Source organism: Helicobacter sp. 'house sparrow 1' (genome assembly GCF_900199585.1).
Taxonomy (GTDB): domain Bacteria; phylum Campylobacterota; class Campylobacteria; order Campylobacterales; family Helicobacteraceae; genus Helicobacter_H.
This window is the reverse complement of record NZ_FZQY01000013.1, coordinates 1-14525: the sequence shown is the minus strand read 5'-3', so window position 1 is coordinate 14525 and position 14525 is coordinate 1. Positions and strand designations below refer to the sequence as shown.

Sequence of the window (14525 nt, the reverse complement as noted above, 5' to 3'; positions counted from 1 at the left end):
TCTCTCTTTATCTCTTGTCTATTTTAGACTCTTTTGTAAAATCTTATCAATTAAGCCATATTGCAGTGCTTCCTGCGCACTCATGAAAAAATCTCTCTCTGTATCTTGCATAATTTTTTTGACACTCTGGCTTGTATTTTTGGCCATAATCTCATTTAAGATTTTTTTTAGTCTTAAGATCTCATTTGCTTGAATCTCAATATCAGTTGCCTGCCCTTGTGCCCCACCTAAAGGCTGGTGAATCATTATGCGAGAATGAGGAAGAGAGTAGCGTTTATTTTTGGCACCTGAGCTTAATAAGAAGGCTCCTGCAGAAGCAGCCTGTCCGATACATATAGTAGCAACATCTGGGCGAATATAATTCATCGTGTCAAAAATGCTAAATGCGCTAGTAATCACCCCTCCAGGAGAATTAATATATAGATAAATATCCTTTTCCGCATCCTCAGCTTCTAAAAATAAAAGCTGAGCTACAACCGAAGAAGCAACAGTGTCATTAATTTCTCCACTTAATAGAATAATTCTATCCTTTAAAAGCCGAGAATAAATATCATAGCTTCTCTCACCTCTACCTGTCTTTTCAATCACATAAGGAATATAATTCATTTTGTCTATTTTTCCTTTTTCTTTGTTGAGCTCTTGGCATCTTTTTTATCTTTAGTTGCTTTAGAAGCTCCTGCTTCCTTTGCCTCTGATGTCTCTTTTTTGCTTATTTTACTATCCAAGAGATAATGCAATACCCTATCTTCAATCATAGCCATTTTAATAGCAGGCAAAAGATTATTATCTTTATAATGTTGCACCACTTCATTTGGATTTTGTCCCATCATCATCGCTTCATAATAAAGTGTCTGAAGAACCTCGTTATCATTTACTACGATATTTTCTTTCTTTGCAAGTGTATCCACAATAAAAGTTATTTTAACGCTCTTTTGTGCATCACTTCTAAAGCTCTCTCTTTTTTCTCGTGCTTTATCTACACTACCTTGCAATTCCTTTAGTTCCTCTGGTTGGATTGAAGCAAGAGAATTCCTAAACAATATATCCATCTCTTGTTCTACAATTAAATCAGGTAAATCAAATTTAACAGTATCTAATAAATTATTAACCAATTTCTCTTTCAATTCTTCATTATAAAGCTTTGTTTTTGCCTCTAATTCAAGTTGGCTTTTAATCTGATTTTTTAGATCCTCAAGAGTTGCATCTTCCTTATGTGCTAAAACTTTCTTAGCAAAGCTATCATCAATCTTAATTTTATCCTTAACTTTAATCTTGTGAAGCTTAATTTTAAACATTGCATCCTTGCCAGCTAGATTCTCAGCTTGGTAATCCTTAGGAAAAGTCACATTAATATCCTTCTCTTCTCCTGCAACCATACCAATCATAGAATCTTCAAAACCTGCTATAAAACGATTGCTACCTATTACCAATTCAAAGTTCTTTGCCTCTCCGCCATCAAAAGGCTTTCCATCTACAAACCCCTCAAAGTCAAATACCGCACAATCATCCTTCTCAAGCTTCTTATTTTTTGTATCATCTATGTAAGGCGTTTCTCTCTTTGCAATTTCATCAAGTCTCTCTTTAACCGCCTTATCTTGGATATTTGGAATTTTAACTTCAGGGATACACTTCTCAACACCACTTAAATCAATTTCTGGAGTGAGCGAGATTTTAATCTCAACATCAATATCTTCACCCTTTTCATCAAATTTTGTAATGATTGGATCCCCAATTACTTGTTTTATATCAACCCCTAAATCCTTGATAGCTTGTTGAAGCATTTCTTGCACTGCCTCTTTTTGTGCATCCTGCTTAATAGCATCCTTATAGCGACTCTTCACCAAACTTAAAGGAACCTTTCCTTTTCTAAAACCATCAACCTTGATTGTTTGAGCCAACCTTGTTGCAACTTTTGTTAATTTATTCTCTAAATCTTTGGCTGCAATCACTCCATTTGCAATTGCATTTGCGCTATTTAACTTGCTTGTAGATAAATTCATAACCTTCCTCTTAGAAAAAATAAAGTATAATTCAAAGATTATAACAAAATAATGCTTCAATCCAACTTTAAAGGCACTAAAATGTCCCTAGAGAACTTGAAAACAAAGCTTAAATATAACTTTCAGCTTTCCCCAAAATATGGTGCCATTATAAGAATTACACCTACTATCATTTATGCAAGCGGTCTTTCACCTTCTCTTGGAGACATCATAAAAATTCAAAAAGAAAGTGGAGAATATGCACTTGGAATGGTTACTATCATCCAAGGCAATGAATTTGGTTTTGCACCTTTTTCTTTTATGGAAGGGTTTAGGATAAATGATAAGGTTTTTTTAGAAAAAGAAGGACTATTATTTCCTGTTGGAGATGCACTACTTGGAAGAGTTTTAGACCCTCTAGGGAATCCAATTGATAACCAAGGTCTTTTAAATACAACACAAACTACCCCAATTATTACCCATCCCATAAAGGCAATGCAAAGAGGGGTTATTCATGAAGTTTTTCCTGTAGGAATTAAGGCTATAGATGGACTCCTAACTTGTGGTAAAGGACAAAAACTTGGTATTTTTGCAGGGTCTGGTGTAGGAAAATCCACCTTAATGGGGATGATCGTAAAGGGATCTAAAGCTCCAATTAAAGTCATCGCACTGATTGGGGAAAGGGGTAGAGAGGTTCCAGAATTTATCCATAAAAATTTAAATGGGAATCTTGAAAATACCGTCATTATAGTCGCTACAAGCGATGATTCTGCATTGATGAGAAAATATGGTGCATTCTCAGCAATGGCAGTGGCTGAGTATTTTAAAAATACAGGTAGAGATGTTTTATTTATAATGGATTCTGTTACTCGCTTTGCAATGGCACAAAGAGAGATTGGCTTAGCACTTGGGGAACCTCCTACAAGCAAAGGATATCCCCCCTCTGTACTTTCGCTACTTCCACAATTAATGGAAAGAGCAGGAAAAGAAGAAGGTAAAGGTTCTATTACGGCTTTTTTCACGGTTTTAGTTGAAGGAGATGACCTTAGTGATCCAATAGCTGATCAAAGCAGAAGTATTTTAGATGGGCATATAGTCTTAAACAGAGAACTCACAGAATCTGGAATTTATCCACCCATTAATATCTTAAACTCTGCTTCAAGAGTAAGTGGTGATATCATCTCTCCTCAACACAAAAATGCAGTAAGAAAATTTAAACGCCTCTACTCCCTATTAAAGGAAAATGAAATACTCATTCGTATTGGTTCTTATCAAAAGGGCAATGATATGGAGCTTGATGAAGCAATTGAAAAAAAATCAAAAATGGAAGAATTTATCAAACAAAGCGAAGAAGAGTTTTTTCATTTTGATGAGACAATTCAAAAATTATTGGAAATTAGTCTTTGATCTCATAAATCAGTCTTGTAATCATCTCATCCTCAACAATATCTTTTAATTCTAATGTATCAAAAGACAATCCCCTTATAGTATCAAAAGATGAAATCTCATATTCTGATAGCTTCCTCAGAAAAATACCACGATAATACTTTGCATAATGGCTTACTTTTTTATTTTGTCTAAGAAAATCTACAACATAATGAGGTTTTTTGATCTTATAGGCCTTAATATAAACCTCCGCTCTTAAATCCAAGATTTCTTCTGAAGAATCAAAAAAAGCATCTAGTGCTATTTTCATCATCTGATATAATTTTTTAATCCCTAAGTCGGAGTTATGATATGCTTGATTGAATTTATAAAAAGGAAGTCTCTCAAGGGCTCTTACAACACCAAATAAATTACTAAAAATAAAAACATTTTGCAAAATATAATCTTGTTGAGATAGCTTTAAAGAATCAAAGTCTAAAGCCTTGTATGCCACTCCATTATAGAGTTTAATGGCTTCTATTCTAGGTGCTGTTAATAATTGATTACAAAGTGCAAGATCATCTAAATATTTTTGCAAACTTTTTACACCAAATAAGTTACATATTTCCTCATCACTTCCTTTCTGCAATATGTCTAAATAAGAAGAGACAAACTCTTTTCTTGCTTCAAATGGAATCAAAAATTCCCTCAAAAGATTCTCATCTGTTTGATGATTTTCAAAATATTTTTTCTTTTCCTCACTTGGACTAAAAAGTATTTTCACTAAACAACCCCTAAGCTAAAAGATTGTGAGATTTTACACAAGATCTCTTAATTTCAATCCCTCACATACATAAATTATTAATAAAGGCCTTATCATCTTTATCTCTTGGTGGTAGATAGTTGGTTATGAGTATTCCGACTCATTTCCATCAGATATTTTTCAAAAACATTTTTGGTATCATTATAAAATTTAAAAAGACTTAAGAATAAAAGTAATTTCAAGCAAACAAGTTATATCTTTAAACAAGGAGTATTAATTGAATAAAGAAGCTTTTAAACTTTTTTTACAGACTGCTTATTTATGGATTTTAGGGATTAGTATGGGGTCAATTATAGCTTGTGGAATGTTTGTTGCCCCCGTGATTTTTAATGCCTATAGTTTTTTGCCAGATCTTGGAATCACACAATATGACTCTGGTATTTTAATGACACAGGTTTTTTTAAAACTCAATACCCTGCTAAATTTCACAGCAATCATCATCTTAGTTTATGAACTACTTGCTTTCAATCTTTCTAAAAGAACAAGCTTCTTTCCACTTGGTATCAATATAATCAATGTAATTTTAATTTTTCTCTTTAGTTTCTATTTCACCCCAAAAATCATAGAAGCACAAAAACAAGGTGCAGCAGCAACTGCCACTCCTGAATTTGCAACAATCCACATCCAAAGTGAATATACTTTTAAAATTCTTTTAGTAATGCTTACTATAGGGTTTTTTGCTAGGGTCTTTTTGCTTGCAAAATCTCCTGTAGCTAAGGCAAAAAAATGAGCAAAGTTAATGTTGGTATTGTAGGGATTAGTGGATACACTGGTTATGAATTATTTAAGATTTTAAGAAATCATCCAAAATTTAATATTGCCTACCTTGCAAACTCAAGTGGAAAAAATACTCTAGATGAGATCCATCCAAGTTTATTTCAGGTGGCAAGCTGTCTGATACAAAAGGCTGATGCTACAGAAGTTGCTAAAAATACCCAACTTGTTTTTTTAGCACTGCCCCATCAAGAATCTATGCAATTTTGCAAAGAACTTTTTGAACAAAATCCAAATATTAAAGTAGTGGATCTATCTGCAGATTATCGCTTAACTCAAGAAAATTATGAGGCAAATTATTGTCCTCACTTAGATTCTAAAAACCTAAAACACTCAGTTTATGGTCTCGTAGAATATCAAAGAGAAAAAATAAAACAAGCTAAATTAATAGCCAATCCTGGATGCTATCCTACTGCTACCCTGCTTGGTCTTTTGCCCTTTTTACCTTATATCCAATCAAGTGTTTTTATTGATGCAAAAAGCGGGGTGAGTGGTGCTGGAAAAAAATTAAGCTCTAATACCCACTACCCCTTTATTAATGAAAATATTTTTGCCTACAACCCATTAAAACATCGCCATCAGATTGAAATTTCTGAAAAATGTGAGACTCTGGGAAAAATAAAAACAAAGATCAATTTTATCCCCTATCTTACTCCAATCACAACAGGTATGGTTGTGAGTATTTTTGCTTCACTCAAAGGATCTATTGAACCTTTAAAAATTTTAGAACAACACTACAAAAATGAAAATTTTATCCGTATCCGTAAAGAACCTGTGAATGCTCTCAATACCAAGGGGACAAATTTTTGTGATATTTTTGCTCAATGTAATGGTAAGGATTTATTTATCAATACAAGCATTGATAATTTAATGAGGGGTGCAAGCTCTCAAGCTGTTGTAAATGCAAATTTGATGTTTGGTTTTGAAGAAACTTTAGGGATTCCAACTATAGGGTAGCGATGCAAAATCAAATTATAAAAGAAGGTGCGCTTTTTATTGCAGATGCCCACTTTTTAGACAGTGATAAAAAGGCTTTTGATTTTTTTGATAGTTTGATACAAAGTCCACCTGTCCAAGTATTTTTTATGGGAGATATTTTTCACTTTCTGATTGGCCATATTCCTACTAGCTTGAAAGAACATCTCCCTTTGTTGCAAAAAATCAATCAACTAAGCCAAAAGACTGAAGTATTTTATTTTGAAGGCAACCATGACTTTGCAATTCCCTTTTCCATCTTCCCTAAAGTAAAAATCTATACAAGAAAGCTACAACCTGCACTCTTTTATTTTGAAGATAAAAAGATACTTTTAGCGCATGGGGATCTTTTTATCTCTTTTTTATACTCCTTTTATATTAGTTCTATGAATACTCCCTTGATCCTAGCATTACTGAAAATTATTGACAAAATAAGCTTTGGTTTTATCTACCGCATAGCTAAAAAAATGGTAATAAAAAAGCAAATTTCGTTTTTGAAAAATACAAATAACTTCATCCAAAAGAGATTGCAGGCATACAACAACTTCTCAAAGCAAAAACACCTAGATTTTGATGCAGTAATTGAAGGACATTTTCATACAACCCTAAAACAATATAATTATCTTGCAATTCCCTCATTTTACTGCCATAAAAAAACCTTGTGGATTACTAAAAAAACTTTTTGTAGTTTAAATTAAAGATTAACATTGTAAAATTAGCGGATCAATTGGCTTAAATGTTTTAGTAAATGAGGTTAATATGGATGAAATGCAAGAAATAATAGAGGATTTTTTAGTTGAGGCTTTTGAGTTAGTAGAACAACTTGATCAAGATTTAATAGAATTAGAACATAATCCAAAAGATCCTGATCTGTTAAATCGTATTTTTAGAGTTGCTCATACCATAAAAGGCTCAAGCTCTTTTTTAGGTTTTAATATCCTTACAAATCTTACACACAATATGGAAGATGTTCTTAACAAGGCTAGAAAAGAAGAGCTTATAATCACTCCTAGCATTATGGATGTAGTATTAGAATCCATTGATCTGATGAAAGCTCTCTTGCAAAGTATCCGAGAAAATAAAGATGATTCAAACTCAGGCATTGATATCACAGAATGTGTTAAAAATCTTCAAGATATTTCAAATAATACTTTTGAGCCCAAAAAAGAATCTAAGAAAAAAAAGCAAGTTAAAAAAATAGTTTTGGAAGAATCAAAGGAAACAAAAGAAGAAAATTATAGTTCAATGAGTGATGATGAAATAGAAGCAGAAATACAAAGACTTTTAAATCAAAGACAGGCTGAAGATAAAGCAAAAAGAGCGCAGAAAAAACAAAATAGTATAAAACAACCCGATATGATTGTAGAGGCAAAATCTCCAAAAAACACAAAAAATGCCGAAGAGAAGCATTCCATTGAACAAACAGTTCGTGTAGATGTAAAGCGTCTTGATAACTTAATGAATCTTATTGGGGAGCTTGTTTTAGGTAAAAACAGGTTGCTACGCATTTATAGCGATGCAGAACAACGATATGATGGAGAAAACTTTTTAGAAGAATTTAATCAGGTTGTCTCTTCTATTTCTACTGTCACTACGGATTTACAATTAGCAGTGATGAAGACAAGGATGTTGCCAATTAGCAAGGTATTTAATAAATTTCCTAGAATGATTAGAGATCTCTCTAGAGAATTAGATAAAAATATTGAGCTTGTAATTAGCGGGGAAGAAACAGAGTTAGATAAATCTATTGTGGAGGAAATAGGAGATCCTCTTGTGCATATTATTAGAAATTCCTGTGATCATGGGATTGAAGACATTGAAACAAGAAAAAAACTTAATAAAAATGAAACAGGAACTATCAGTCTTAGTGCTTATAATGAGGGTAATCATATTGTTATTAAAATTAGCGATGATGGAAAAGGACTTGATGCACAACAACTCAAACAAAAAGCATTAGAAAAACAACTTATTACGCCTATTGAAGCCGAAAATATGGGAGATAAAGAAGCGTATTCTCTTATCTTTAAGCCTGGTTTTTCAACAGCTAGTTCTATTACCAATATTTCTGGTCGTGGTGTAGGAATGGATGTTGTTAAAACAAACATTGAAAAGTTAAATGGATTTATTGAGATAGAATCTGAAAAAGGAGTAGGAACTACTCTTAAATTAAAAATACCCCTAACTCTTGCAATTATACAAGCTCTACTTGTTGCAATTCAAGAGGAGTACTATGCAATCCCCCTTTCTTCGGTACTAGAAACTGTAAGAATTAGTCATGATGAAATTTATAGTGTAGATGGAAGAAGCGTTTTAAGACTGCGTAATGAGGTTTTATCTTTGGTGCGTCTTGCTGACATCTTTGATATCCAAACTACAATTGATAATTCTAATGAAGTTTATGTTGTCATTGTGGGCTTAGCAGAACAAAAAATTGGAATTATTGTAGATTACCTTATTGGGCAAGAAGAGATTGTGATTAAATCTCTTGGATATTATCTTAAGGGAACCTTAGGTATTGCTGGTGCCACTGTTAGGGGTGATGGAAAAATAACTTTGATTGTTGATGTTCCTGCAATGGTCGAAATGGCAAAAGAGGTTAAAATCAATATTACAGAAGAACACAATACAAGTCAATCAAAGACAAAAAGACAATCAAATGATTATAAGATTTTGATGATTGATGATAGCATTACTGATAGAAATATTTTCAAAAAGTTCCTAAGTCCTTTGGGCATTACAATTATTGAGGCAACCAATGGATTAGAAGGGATTGAGATCTTAAAAAATACTGACAAAAATTTTGATGCTGTTCTTGTGGATATTGAGATGCCAAAAATGGATGGATATACTTTTGCATCAGAGATTAGAAAATACAATCGCTTTAGAAATCTTCCCATAATAGCCCTTACAAGCAAAAGAGAAAAGACAGATAGAATGAGGGGTATAGAATCTGGTATGACTGAATATATCACAAAACCCTGCACTCAAGATTATCTCATCAATATAATCAGAAGAAACATTAATCTTAATATAGGAATTGATGATGAATAAAGAAATGTTAAAAGAAATTTTTGATCAACAAAAGCAAAACTATTCTAAAATTAAAAAAGAAGATATCGAAGAAGTGACACAGGTCATAGGTTTTATTGTGGGTAATGAAGAATTTGCTGTTCCAATTTTAAATGTCCTTGAAATTGTTAAGCCTATTGATTTTACAAGAGTTCCAAAAACTCCTGATTATGTTTTGGGAGTTTTTAATCTTAGAGGAAATGTTTTTCCACTTATTGATTTAAGACGAAAGTTTGGCCTCCCTCCTATAAAACACACAAAAGACACTTGCTATCTTGTAATAAAACACGAAGATAAAATTGCAGGCTTTGTAATTGATAGACTTACAGAAGCCTTGAGGTTAAAACAAAGCCAAATTGATCCTATACCTGAAACCATAAATGAAAAGGCTGATCTTATTTTTGGTGTTGGCAAACAAGATGATAAATTAATCACAATTTTAAAGATTGAAAATTTATTAAAAAAGACTTTTTAGGGATATGAGGCACTTTTTTACATTTCTTTTTGCCCTAGTCTTATTGGGAAGCATTGCTTATTATAATCTTTCTAAACATCAAGAGTTTGAGTTTGTTACCCCCTCTGCTACAGCAACAAATTCCCCAATAAGTGTTTATAAACAAGAAGATATTCCTATGCCAAAGGGTGTTCAATCTGCACACTCAAGCACTATAACCTTCATAGACAAAAACCATCTCTTAAGCGCTTACTTTGCAGGAAGCAGAGAAGGTGCTAAAGATGTTGCTATCTATGGCAATATCTATACTAATTACCAATGGAGTGATGCCTTTGTTATTCTAACTCCTAAGCAATTAATGGAAGATAGCAAGGAATATATCAGCAAACTTGGCAATCCTGTGCTTTATAACCTTGATGATACTTTACATCTTTTTGTAGTGGGAGTAAGTATTGGAGGCTGGGCCACTAGTAAAATCTATCACTATACTTCAAAAAATAATCCCAGGTCTATCCATTTCACCTTTCAAAAAGCTTTGCATCTTAGCCCCTTTTTAAATCTTAGCAATCTTGTTAGAACCGCACCCATTGAAATTATCTTTAATACCAAACAAAAAGGCGTAGTTCTTCCTATCTATCATGAACTTGCAAATAAATACCCCTTATTGGCTGTGTTAGATTCAAAAGGAAAAATTTTAGAAATATCAAAGCCAAATAATGCCTATGGCTTATTACAGCCCAGTATTACAACCCTAGATTCCACACATTGTCTTTTAGCTTTTAGAGCACACAAAAAAGCAAACTCTATCCTCTATACACAAGAATGCGATACGCAATTGCATTACAAACCTCTTATAAAAACAAATTTAGTCAATGAGGATAATTCCTTGGCACTTTTTACACTCAATCATCAAACCTATTTACTCCACAATTCAAGAAATGAAAATTTAACTCGTGGAAAGCTTACCTTATCAGAACTTACTTCTTTAGATTATTTTGAAAAACTTCTTGACATAGATAGCACAAGTACCAAAGATGGAGAAGTGAGTTATCCTTTTATCCTACTAAATGGAGATCTTTTACATCTTACTTATACTGTAGATAGAAAATTTATCAGGCATTTGTATTTCAATGCAACATACCTAGACAATCTTACAAAAAGGGAGAAATATAAATGATAAATCATTATCTTTTAACAATCCCTTACATTGCACTAGTTTTTCTCATTCTTACCTACTTTAGGGCAAAAACAATTAATTATTATTTTGGCATCATTGCAGTAATTCTAGTGTGCAATATCCCCTTTTATCATACTCTAAGTCTTAATGACCTTACTTTTAGTGTTGTGGGGAGTTTGAGTGTTTTCTCATTGATATTTTATACCTTAATTTGTCTCGAAACCTTTCAGTTTAAAAAGAAAAAAATCTTTTTAATCTCAAAAAAAGGTTTTATTTATATTGCCCTTACTCATTTAATTTTTTATCTTTGTTTCTTAAATGTAATTCCACTAAATATCTATTATCTTGATGAAAGAAATACTCTACTTATAGGCTGTGGTGTGATTTTATTTTCTTTCTTCTTTGATAAAATCCTAAGCATTATTTATCTCATTTGCCTTTTTGCCTATGCCTTAAAGATTCTTGAGTACAATAATATCTTTGACTATCTCTTTGATGTGGTATTTTTTATCATCTCAATCTTAACTCTCATTTTTAAGCTTTTAAAGAAATAAGATGTTACTCAAAAATATTTTAAAAACTTTTAGTTTTATCCTTGTTTTAGTCATACTTTTTATTGTTTTACGCATTATATTTATTATTTATGTTGGCATCTATCATTCTCAAATTGGCGATGCTACATCTTATTCTTTGGAAGATATTTTTCCTTGTCTCTTTAATGGAATGCAATATGATAACCGCATTATTGCCATTTTTGGAATCTTATATTTTGTTTTGAGCTTCATTTTTAAGGACAAAGGATTAAAGGTATTTGCCAGCCTTGTTATTTCACTTTGTAGTTTTTTAAGCATCGCTCATATGCTATTTTTCATCATCTATCATGATGTGTTTAATAGTAATCTTTTAGGATTTATTTTTGATGATCAAATTGCAATCTTAAAAACAGGTTTTAGTGGAGAATATAATCTTTTAGTCAAAGTTTTTATGTGGCTTGTAATTAATTTTGCTTTTATTTTCTTTTATAAAAAAAATATTTCATTTATTCATACAATAAAAACATCAAAAAACTATTTTTTATCCCTAATTGCTTTTATCTCACTTGCCCTACTTCTGATGTTTTTTATAAACTCTGCTTTTAGCTTTAAGGGCAAGTCTTTAGATCAGCAAATTGTTCCATCAAAAAATATTTTTCTAAAAAAAATTACTACAGATAACTTTAGGGCATTGTATTTTGTCTATAAGGGTTATAAAGTTGTTTCAAAATCTTCACTAAAAGATTTTTATCCTAAAGATATTGTTACTACTACTCAAGAATTTTTTAATACCAAAGAAGCGCCACCCTATGATCTCTATGAGCTTTTAAAACAAGAAGTAAAAAACACTTCTACAACCCCAATTCATCACATTTTTTATATTGTTTCAGAAAGTTTAAGTAAGTGGCATTTTGAAGAAAGATTTGATTCTATTGGTTTATTAAGTCAAACTAAAAAACTTATAAAAGACAAAAAAGCGCTTGATATTGACTTTTTTCTAGAAAATGCCCCCTCTACTGCAAAAAGTTTAGATTCTCAAATTACAGGATTGTTACAACTTGATATTCCTATGCATACACTTATTGGAAAATCCCCTACTTTCCAAACCTCAATTGCAAGTATTTTAAAACAATTAAATTATCACAGCTATTTTTATTATGGCGGATCTGGAAACTGGCAAAAATTAGATAGTTTTACACATTCTCAAGGCTTTGACAAACTCTTTGATGAATCCTATCTGCTTACTTTTGCAAAAGATAAAAACTACCCAACCCCTTATAAAAATATTTGGGGAGTGAGTGATAATGTTCTTTTTGATTTTATTTTACAAAACACAAACAACACCCCTAGTTTTAATATGATTATGACAACTTCCAACCATCCACCCTATGATCTTCCTTTGGAAAAATATGATGTTCCAATGAAAGAAATTGAAGATTTTGTTGAGAAAAACCATCTTAATATTTCTCCAAAAATCCTTGCACATATCTATTGGTATGACAAAGTATTAATGGATTTTATTTCTAAGATGTCAAAAAAATACCCCAATTCTCTTTTTATTATTACAGGGGATCATTATGATAGATATTACCCAGGCAACGCTAGTGTTGCAATTACAAAACAAGTTCCTTGTATCATCTACTCGCCTGTCCTAAACCCTTATAAAACCACCACTATAGGCTCTCATCTTGATATTGCTCCTACAATCATTGAACTTGTGGGAAAAAAAGGGTTTCAATATCCTAGCTTTGGTGCCCCTCTAGCAAGCAATAACCCTAATTTTAAAATACACAATAAACTTGCTCTAGGATATTTTGTCATTGGTGATAAAAATATGATCTATGAACCAAAACAAGAACCCCTTATCATCCACCCAACAAACAAGACACTTGCAGATTCTTATGAAAGACTAAATCAAGCGCGTGCCCTAAGTTGGTATCTTATTTTTAAAGGTGAAAAAATAAGTAATGATTAATTATGCTTTGGATTATAGAAATTTTGATGTGGTGATTGATGTTAGAAGTCCAAATGAATATGAGCATTCTCATATTCCCAATGCACTAAATTTTCCTGTATTAAATAATCTAGAATTTAAGCAAATTGGAACCCTTTATCATCAAGATTCTATCAAAGCAAAAATACTTGGAGCCAGTCTTGTATGTAAAAATATCTCTTTATTATTGGAACAAATATCCAATGAAAAATCCCTAAGGCAAATTTTCTCTTATAAAAATAAGATTTTAATTTACTGTGCTAGGGGCGGTCAAAGAAGTCAAGCACTCTATGAAGTTTTAAAAAATCTAGGATTGCAAGTATTTAAGCTAAAGGGTGGTTATAAATCCTATAGACAAAATGTTTTAATCAATCTTAAAAACCCCTATAAATTTATTACCCTTTGCGGACCAACTGGTTGTGGCAAAAGTGAGATTATACAATCTTATTCAACCTTTAGTTTGGATTTGGAAGGTATTGCTCATCACTATGGTTCAAGCTTTGGTTCTTTGGCAACACTTAAACTTGGAAAACAACCTACTCAAAAAATGTTTGAAAATATCATTGAATTTGAACTTATAAAAAAACAAGATAAACAACCTCTAATCATTGAAGCAGAATCAAAAAAACTTGGCAACTTAGTTATACCTAAGGATCTCTTCTATCATTATCATAATGGAATTTTTATTTTAATTACTGCTCCAATAGAAGATAGAATCAAAAGAATTGTTAAACTTTATCAACACATTAATCACGCTCTTTTTTCTTCTGCAATGCAAAAAATAAAACCCTATTTAAGCAATGCTATATTTAATGAAATATTGCAGTTATGGGATAAAAAAGAAATTGAAAAAATTGCTGAAGTATTAATTGAAAAATACTACGACAAGGTTTATAAAATCAACCATTATAACTTCCACATCCATCACACAAGTTTGGAAAATACATTACAAATATTAGACGAAATCAGATCTAGCTCTCTTAAACTTTAATTTTTCATCAAAGCAATACTACCTTTCCCTCTCTTACCACCACTTAATCGGAGTTTATTATGAATATGCTCAACTTTCAAAGCATATTGTCGCATTGTTTGTCATGTTAAGTTGTTAAAGATTTGTTTTATAAAAAAATCTTTGAAAAAAAGAGAAATTAAGTGGTGGCAAGAGAAAGAAAGATTTCTCTTTATTTTAAAGAACATTGATGCATTGCATCTTTTAGTTTTTTCCCTCCTTGATTGATTGTTTGAGTTTAATTATTTCTACCCTAACTCTTATTTTTAGAGTTAGGGTTTAAAACTTATTCCACTACAATCACATTAGCATTTGAATTTAATTCTTTTAATATGCCTTGCATGTAATCTTGTTGTTTTGATGTCTCCTACTAT

13 protein-coding genes are annotated in these 14525 nt (G+C 31.7%); 10 read left to right on the top strand and 3 right to left on the bottom strand.

Translation table 11 applies throughout. The features are described from left to right. Positions 1 to 18 precede the first annotated feature (18 nt). Together clpP and tig are read right to left on the bottom strand one after the other, a co-directional pair. Positions 19 to 606, bottom strand: a complete 588-nt coding sequence (clpP, locus tag C6H31_RS06720; protein ID WP_104698052.1) for an ATP-dependent Clp endopeptidase proteolytic subunit ClpP — start codon at positions 604 to 606, stop codon at positions 19 to 21. Between the two features lie 5 nt (positions 607 to 611). Then, entirely contained in the window at positions 612 to 2000 is a 1389-nt protein-coding gene (gene tig / locus C6H31_RS06715; protein ID WP_104698051.1) for a trigger factor, read from the bottom strand. Positions 2001 to 2081: 81 nt separating this feature from the next. Between tig and fliI the strand changes: the two genes are divergently transcribed. Continuing rightward, complete coding sequence (gene fliI, locus C6H31_RS06710; protein WP_104698050.1) at positions 2082 to 3386, top strand: flagellar protein export ATPase FliI; 1305 nt, start codon at positions 2082 to 2084, stop codon at positions 3384 to 3386. Here the strand turns inward: fliI and yaaA are convergent. Continuing rightward, positions 3376 to 4128 (bottom strand): peroxide stress protein YaaA, encoded by a 753-nt coding sequence (gene yaaA, locus C6H31_RS06705; protein ID WP_104698049.1) that lies wholly within the window; start codon positions 4126 to 4128, stop codon positions 3376 to 3378. The genes fliI and yaaA overlap by 11 nt on opposite strands. A 256-nt stretch (positions 4129 to 4384) precedes the next feature. Between yaaA and C6H31_RS06700 the strand changes: the two genes are divergently transcribed. From C6H31_RS06700 to mnmH, 9 genes are all read left to right on the top strand, one after another. Further along, positions 4385 to 4897 carry a DUF4149 domain-containing protein gene (locus C6H31_RS06700; protein WP_233709961.1) on the top strand — a complete coding sequence of 171 codons (513 nt, stop codon included), beginning with the start codon at positions 4385 to 4387 and terminating at the stop codon, positions 4895 to 4897. Next, complete coding sequence (gene argC / locus C6H31_RS06695; protein ID WP_104698048.1) at positions 4894 to 5898, top strand: N-acetyl-gamma-glutamyl-phosphate reductase; 1005 nt, start codon at positions 4894 to 4896, stop codon at positions 5896 to 5898. The genes C6H31_RS06700 and argC overlap by 4 nt, the downstream gene beginning before the upstream one ends. A 2-nt stretch (positions 5899 to 5900) precedes the next feature. Continuing rightward, a complete protein-coding gene (locus C6H31_RS06690) occupies positions 5901 to 6614 on the top strand; it encodes a UDP-2,3-diacylglucosamine diphosphatase (protein ID WP_104698047.1) in 714 nt (237 codons plus the stop codon). A 61-nt stretch (positions 6615 to 6675) separates the two neighbouring features. Beyond that, positions 6676 to 8967 carry a hybrid sensor histidine kinase/response regulator gene (locus tag C6H31_RS06685; RefSeq protein WP_104698046.1) on the top strand — a complete coding sequence of 764 codons (2292 nt, stop codon included), beginning with the start codon at positions 6676 to 6678 and terminating at the stop codon, positions 8965 to 8967. After that, positions 8960 to 9460, top strand: coding sequence for a chemotaxis protein CheW (locus C6H31_RS06680; RefSeq protein WP_442778079.1), 501 nt, complete (start codon positions 8960 to 8962; stop codon positions 9458 to 9460). The genes C6H31_RS06685 and C6H31_RS06680 overlap by 8 nt, the downstream gene beginning before the upstream one ends. Positions 9461 to 9464: 4 nt before the next feature. Continuing rightward, entirely contained in the window at positions 9465 to 10616 is a 1152-nt protein-coding gene (locus tag C6H31_RS06675; protein WP_104698044.1) for a sialidase family protein, read from the top strand. Beyond that, positions 10613 to 11170, top strand: a complete 558-nt coding sequence (locus C6H31_RS06670; RefSeq protein ID WP_104698043.1) for a hypothetical protein — start codon at positions 10613 to 10615, stop codon at positions 11168 to 11170. Before C6H31_RS06675 ends, C6H31_RS06670 begins: the two co-directional genes overlap by 4 nt. A 1-nt stretch (position 11171) precedes the next feature. Next, on the top strand, positions 11172 to 13124 hold the full coding sequence (locus C6H31_RS06665; RefSeq protein WP_104698042.1) for an LTA synthase family protein: 1953 nt from the start codon (positions 11172 to 11174) through the stop codon (positions 13122 to 13124). Beyond that, positions 13117 to 14133, top strand: a complete 1017-nt coding sequence (gene mnmH, locus C6H31_RS06660) for a tRNA 2-selenouridine(34) synthase MnmH (RefSeq protein ID WP_104698041.1) — start codon at positions 13117 to 13119, stop codon at positions 14131 to 14133. Before C6H31_RS06665 ends, mnmH begins: the two co-directional genes overlap by 8 nt. The last annotated feature ends 392 nt before the right edge of the window (positions 14134 to 14525 follow it).